At 62.4% G+C, this 6,355-nt stretch carries 5 protein-coding genes; 2 read left to right on the top strand and 3 right to left on the bottom strand.

The genetic code is table 11. From position 1 onward, the window contains the following. The first annotated feature begins 108 nt into the window (after window positions 1-108). Window positions 109-2,817 carry a MobF family relaxase gene (gene mobF, locus ABIE62_RS14660; RefSeq protein WP_354327125.1) on the top strand — a complete coding sequence of 903 codons (2,709 nt, stop codon included), beginning with the start codon at window positions 109-111 and terminating at the stop codon, window positions 2,815-2,817. 224 nt (window positions 2,818-3,041) lie between these two features. After that, entirely contained in the window at window positions 3,042-3,926 is an 885-nt protein-coding gene (locus ABIE62_RS14665; RefSeq protein WP_354327126.1) for an ArdC family protein, read from the top strand. Between the two features lie 51 nt (window positions 3,927-3,977). Here the strand turns inward: ABIE62_RS14665 and ABIE62_RS14670 are convergent, their stop codons facing one another. From ABIE62_RS14670 to ABIE62_RS14680, 3 genes are all read right to left on the bottom strand, one after another. Beyond that, the gene (locus ABIE62_RS14670; protein WP_354327128.1) at window positions 3,978-4,286 is read right to left on the bottom strand and encodes a hypothetical protein; all 309 of its coding nucleotides are present in this window, start codon (window positions 4,284-4,286) and stop codon (window positions 3,978-3,980) included. An 11-nt stretch (window positions 4,287-4,297) separates the two neighbouring features. Further along, complete coding sequence (locus ABIE62_RS14675) at window positions 4,298-5,653, bottom strand: hypothetical protein (protein WP_354327131.1); 1,356 nt, start codon at window positions 5,651-5,653, stop codon at window positions 4,298-4,300. A 233-nt stretch (window positions 5,654-5,886) separates the two neighbouring features. Then, window positions 5,887-6,294, bottom strand: a complete 408-nt coding sequence (locus ABIE62_RS14680) for a GmrSD restriction endonuclease domain-containing protein (protein ID WP_354327133.1) — start codon at window positions 6,292-6,294, stop codon at window positions 5,887-5,889. Between the last annotated feature and the right edge of the window lie 61 nt (window positions 6,295-6,355).

Genomic DNA, 6,355 nt, shown 5'->3' on the forward strand with positions numbered 1-6,355 from the left:
CGCCATTCGTATCTGGGCGGCATCAGCCCGCTCGCATTCGAAGCCAGGGTGGCATAGTGAGATCGGTGACCGGCGCAAAACCGTTACAAGTCCAGTTCGGCCGCCGTTGTGAACTACCTTGATGCCGACGACTATTACGCCGATGGTGGCATCTCCCCCAGCGAATGGCAGGGCGAAGGAGCCAAAGCGCTTGGCCTGTCTGGCGAAGTCAATCGCGAGACATTCCGTGCCATTCTTGATGGTGCGCTGCCCCATGGCCAGCAGCTTGGCACCATGCGCGAGGGCAAGCTCCAGCACCGGCCCGGTTGGGACATAACCATGAGCGCGCCCAAATCGGTCTCGATCATGGCCGAGGTGGCGGGTGACCGGCGTCTGGTCGCTGCGCACGCCAATGCGGTGAAGGCGGCGCTCGCCTATGTCGAGCGCCATACCGCTGCCACACGCATCCGCGCTGACGGCGGGGTCGAGCAGCGACAGACCACCGACAATCTTGTGATTGCCAGCTTCCGGCACGACACAAGCCGCGCGCAGGACCCGCAGCTCCACACCCACAACGTCATCATGAACATGACGCAGGACGCCGAGGGAAACTGGCGCAGCCTTGAGCCGCGCGCACTCTACCAGCTGCAGAAGGCCATCGGGGCGGTCTATCGGCAGGAGCTCGCTGTGGGCGTGCGGGCATTGGGTTACGCCATCGAGCAGGGCAAGGACTCCCTGTTCGAGATCAAGGGCGTGCCCGCCGCTGTAATCCGCGCCTTCAGCGAACGTGCGGCGCAGGTGGAAGCGCGGCTTGCCGAGCGCGGCCAGACCCGCGCCACCGCATCCGCCGAGGAAAAGCAGATCGCCGCGCTCGATACCCGAGAGGCCAAGCAGAACCTGGAGCGGGACGAATTGGTGGCGAACTGGCGCGCGGAGGCGGATGCGGCGGGGTTTGGTAAGGACGCGCGGGAGGCTTTGGTGGCAGCCAGCAAGGAAGCGGCGGTCAGCAGTGGGCATGGCAGCGCGCTGTTCGCGCAGGGGCAAATCACGGCGCATCAGGCCGTCGCATTTGCCGCCGCCAATCTCGGCGAACGGCAATCCGTCTTTGCCGTCGCTGAGCTGGAAAAGGAGGCGGGGCGCTATGGGTTGGGCCGGGTGACCGCCGCGCAGATCAGCGCAGCCCTTGCACGGGCGCAGAGTGATGGCGCGCTGGTGCCGCGCACCTTTCTCGATAAGCGCGGTGCGGAGTTTGCCGGGTTCACCACTGCCGAGAATATCGCCCATGAGCGGCAATTGTTGCGCTTGGAGGTCGAAGGACGCGGGGCCGCAGGTTCGATCCTTTCGGCCAGGCAGGCCGCCAGCGCCGTCGTGCGTGCAGAGCTGCAATCCGATCATCCCTGGAATGAGGGTCAGCGCGCGGCCACCCGCGCGCTGCTCACCAGCCCGCACCGTGTCACCGGTCTCCAAGGCTATGCCGGGACCGCCAAGACCACGACGGTGCTGGCGACGTTTGCCCGCGAGGCGCAGGCGCGCGGGGTTGCGGTGACCGCGCTTGCGCCAACCGCGTCAGCTGCGCAAACATTGGGCGACGCGCTTGGCCAGCGCGGCGAGACGGTGGCTCGCCAGCTGGTTCGCAATGGCGCTTCGCTGTCTGGCGGGGTGTGGATTGTCGATGAGGCCTCGCTTCTGTCCGCGCGCGACATGGCGGCGCTGTTTGGCCTTGCCGCCGACAGCAAGGCCCGCGTGGTGCTGGTTGGCGATGTGAAGCAATTGGGCTCGGTTGGCGCAGGCGCTGCCTTTGCGCAGCTCCAATCCGCCGGCATGGCCACAGCACGCCTCGACAATGTTGTGCGCCAGACCAATACCGCGACGCGCGAGGCGGTGCTGGCATCGATCGAAGGCGATGCGCGCAAGGCGCTTGATGCGCTGGAGCGCGGCGGCGGAAAGATTGTTGCCCATGGCAGTCAGGGTGAGCGCTTTGCCGCCATGTCCAAGACCTATGCCGCGCTCGATGCCAGCGAGCGGGCGCGCACACTCGTGATCGAGCCGTCCCGTGATGGCCGCGATGCGCTGACATCCGATATCCGCCGTGAGCTTGTCGCAAGGGGCGTCCTGTCCGGCCCTGCCGTCACCATAGAGAGTCTGGTCGCGAAAAACCTGTCGCGCATCGAGGCCCGCGATCCCGCCAACTACGCGCCCGGCGACACCGTTCGCTTTCTGCGCGACTATGCCGACAAGGGCGTGACGCGCGGCGCTGCCTATAAGGTCGAGCGGATCGATCCGGACAAGGCTGCGATCGCGTTGAAAGCCGCCGACGGGTCAGCCATCGACTGGCGTTTGCGCCAATGGGGCGCGGGCAAGGTCGAGGTGTTCGAGCCCAAGGTTATGGAGCTGCAGGCGGGCGACCGGGTGCAGTTCACCCGCAACGACCACGAGGCCGGGCGCATCAACGGGTTGCGCGGCACCATCACCGGCATCGATGCCGAGCGCCAGCTGGCGACCGTCGCGCTGACCAATGGCCGGGAGCAGCGGCTTGATCTCACCGATCCCCGCGACGCCCATCTGCGCCATGCCTATGTCCAGACCGCCCACGCTGCCCAAGGCCAGACCGCTGAGCGGGTGCTGATCCACGCCGACAGTCGCTCTGCCAATCTGGTCGATCAGAAGATGCTCTACGTCGCGCTCTCGCGCGCGAAGTCCGAGGCCATTGTCGTGACCGACGACAAGGCGCGGCTGATCCGCGCCATCCATGAGCGCGCTGGCGAGAAGCAGACCGCCATGGAGGTGAGTGCGCCCGAGGCCACCAAAGCGAAGTCTCTGGGGGCTGGTCTTGGCTGACAACGCGGGTAGCGCACGCGCAGGGCCATGGCATCCTCCGCCCCGACATTGGAATGAACTGCTCCTTGAGTGACAGGCCGTGCCGGGCGGGTTCAACAGCCTGCCCGCTCCATTCAGGCTACGCCCTCCCGTGTTGGCTGTTCCGCGCTTTGCGCTGACCCACCCGGCCATCCGGCCCGTCCCTTCATCCGCGTTCCCAACGACAGGACGAAGGATTTACCACCATGGCCCACACCGCAACCGCCAGCATCTACGACACCATCACCAACCAGATCATCGCTGCGCTGGAGCGCGGCACCGGCGACTACTCGCTCCCTTGGCACCGGAGCAGCGCCCCGCTCACTCGCCCCGTCAATGCGGTCACCCGCAAGGCCTATCGCGGCGTCAATGTCCTTGCCCTTTGGGCCAGCGCCGAGGCGCAGGACTTTGGCCACGGTCTCTGGGCAACCTATCGCCAGTGGCAATCGCTGGGCGCACAGGTCCGGAAGGGCGAGAAGGCCTCGCCAATCGTGTTCTACAAGGTCTTGGACAAGGCCGAGGGCAGCGAAGACGAGACGCGCGAGGGCGCGGGCCGGATCTTCGCGCAGGGTTCCCATGTGTTCAACGTCTCGCAGGTCGAGGGCTATGCCTTGCCCCAGGTGCCCGAAGCTGAGGCTTTCGATCCCATCCCCGATGTCGAGGCTTTCATCGCTGCCACCGGAGCTGCCATCCGCATCCAGGGTGACAGCGCCCACTACACCCCGTCCACCGACATGATCACCATGCCCGACCGCGAACGGTTCTTCACCACCGACACTGCTAGCGCAGCGCAGAACTGGTATGCTATCCTGCTCCACGAGTTGGTCCACTGGAGTGGTGCCGATCATCGTCTCGCCCGCACCTTTGGCAAGCGCTTCGGTGACGAGGCCTATGCCATGGAAGAGCTGGTCGCCGAGCTTGGCTCAGCCTTCCTGTGCGGGGACCTGGGGCTATCGGTGACCCCGCGTCCGGACCATGCCTGCTACCTCGCCAGCTGGCTCAAGGTGCTCAAGGGCGACAACCGGGCGATCTTCACCGCCGCCAGCGCGGCGGCGAAGGCTGCGGAGTGGTTGGGGGAAGCGAACCGATAAAGTGTTGGGTCGGCGCTGGAGGTACGAAACCCGAGTGCCGACCCAATCCAATCAGCGCAGCTGGGCGCTCACCATTTCTTCCGCCGCGGCAATCGCCTGCTTTGCCGTACGTAGCGCTGCCAGCGCGGCATACGCATCCTTCCCAGCCGGATAAGGTCCTGGCGGCGGCAGGTTCGCCGCTGCTGACGGAACGGCCCCACTGAAAGTCATGCCGGTCGCGATTTCTGCGATCCGACCGCTGTTGACACCAAACCATGCCGCAATGTCATGCTGACGATCACCGCGCGCCAGCATTCCCTTGATCGTCGCGGCATCGGCCTCGGTCAGGCGAACGCCACTCGGCTTTGCTCTACAGGCCATGATCACCTCCCTCAGCCGTTCTGAGCGAGCTTGAGCAGCTCGGTTTCAAAGGCATCCAGTGCAAGCGCATAGCTGCCCTCGTTCTTGCCGATCTTCTGCGCGTCGCCGCCGAAGGCCTGGATCAGAACCTTGTACTTGCGCACGATTTCATCGAGGTGCTTCTCGATGAAGTCCGCAGGATCAGTCCTCCACGCCAGATTTCCGTCAGCGTCGATCTTGAGCAAAGCGCGCAATCCCACGGCAAGCGGCACGATGAAGCCGTCTGGATAGCGATGGGTAGTATTCGCCTTTCCATAGGGCGTCCGGGGCTTTGACTTAAGCTTGTCGCCAGAGGTCACCGACCGCAGGAGCCCAAAGTTCCCCTGATTACGGTTGTATGAGCCCGGGAACGCCGCATAAAGCTGATCGAACAACGCCGGCATATCACCTGCGATTTTGAGCGCGCTTGCAATCGCGACATTGTGCAGTTCGAAGGTTCCATCAGCGGTCTGGGTCGAAACCGCCGGATGCTCCATCAGGATATCGAACGCCATCGAGCACTTGCCCTTGCCGCTGTAGATATCAGCGGTACGCGGCGCGGAGACACCATCCGGCAACGCGGCGGCAGCCAAGGGAACCCACGAAAGGGCGACGATATCACGCACCTTCACGTCGCCACCGTCGTTCGACTTCCACTCAACGCGCTTGGAAATGTCCGCCGGAACCTGCTCACGCAAGTAGTCGTACAGTCCCTTCTTGTTGGCCTTGGCCTCGTCAGCGAGCTGGCGGTTGTTGTTACGCGCAGCACAGATCTCGAAGAGTGAGCTTGTGAACGCTTCAAGCTCGATTTCATCATCCGGATCTGCAGGGATCAACACTTCGAGCGGGACGAGGAAATCGAGCGGACCCCCATCACCCGATGCGGCTGCCGCCTTCAGTACCCTCACCTTGTCATGATGCGCTTCCCAGGCCACCTTGAATTCGGGCCAGCTTTTGATCTTTTTCAGCTCCTTCGGCTCGACCCCGGCTACGCTCAATATATAAAGGCCGATAGCGAGAGTGTTATGACCACCGTCTAGGATTCCCTCGATCGCCGGGTTTTCGAAGGTCATATGGTAGCGCCGACGCTCAAGTTCCCGGCAGTTTGCCGATGCAACAAGAATGCCCTTCGTCTTGAACGGGAACAGGCTCGGCGTAGTCTGGATCGACTCGATGATGTCGGCCGTAATCGGCCCAACCTTCGCGGTGCGCGGGTTGGCTTCCAAATCAGCTGCATCAAGGAGTGGCAGCAGATTGCGCGCACGCGCAAAGCCAATAAGCCGCGTAACAGGCCCTTCGGTCTGGCGGTCAACGGTTTCAAAGCGAATGAGAAGTTCGTTCGGGTTCATATGTAGTCTTCCTATCCAGGAGGACTGGCGCTGAACGGCGTTGGCATTTCAATCCAACGGAATGAGACAGTGGGTTAGACCGCTCAACCGCCACCATCCGGTGACAACCCCATCCAGAACCAATCCAGGTTCATTTCCAGCCCGCCATCTCGGCGAGCCAGCGACCCTTGCCCTAAATCAGACAGAATTGCAAATTCGACGCCTTTCTGCGCCTTCGAGCTCCATCGACTCGTTCAACCCCACAGCTGCCGAGCGATCTCAAATAGCAAATTTTGACGATTTTCTAATTCATCGGGACCAAATTTGGCGTAAGGCTCGAACTTCAAATGTGTCTTAGCCATGAAGCCGTCGAAATCTTTCTTGGATTTATAGCTGTCCTCACGGAGTGATTCATTCCAATGCAAGGTTTTGGCATACGACTTGAGCTTTTGCTTGTAGACTTCGTTGTTGCTCGAGATGTTGTCGCGTCCCTTTAGGAGTAAGACTGCGCCGAGCCGATTCCGTTCGGCTTCGAAGCGCTCTTCGTCCCCTTCATAGATTGCGATGTTCTCCTTATTGTAGGAGAGGATATGTTCGATGTGAAAGCCGTTCACGGCTCCAGTTTTCGTAACTAGTGGATTGACCGGAACGAAAGAGTCCATTTAGGGATTCCCAGAGGCTTGCCGACGTGCGATTCAGGGAGGATGCGCGATGGTATCACTT

This window comes from Porphyrobacter sp. MBR-155 (genome assembly GCF_040547625.1).
In the GTDB taxonomy this organism is placed as follows: Bacteria; Pseudomonadota; Alphaproteobacteria; order Sphingomonadales; family Sphingomonadaceae; genus Erythrobacter.

Excerpts from the sequence above, each read along its gene's own strand:
- ABIE62_RS14680 (WP_354327133.1), bottom strand. The coding sequence starts at position 6,294 with ATGGACTCTTTCGTTCCGGTCAATCCACTAGTTACGAAAACTGGAGCC.
- ABIE62_RS14675 (WP_354327131.1), bottom strand. The coding sequence starts at position 5,653 with ATGAACCCGAACGAACTTCTCATTCGCTTTGAAACCGTTGACCGCCAG.
- ABIE62_RS14665 (WP_354327126.1), top strand. The coding sequence starts at position 3,042 with ATGGCCCACACCGCAACCGCCAGCATCTACGACACCATCACCAACCAG.
- ABIE62_RS14670 (WP_354327128.1), bottom strand. The coding sequence starts at position 4,286 with ATGGCCTGTAGAGCAAAGCCGAGTGGCGTTCGCCTGACCGAGGCCGAT.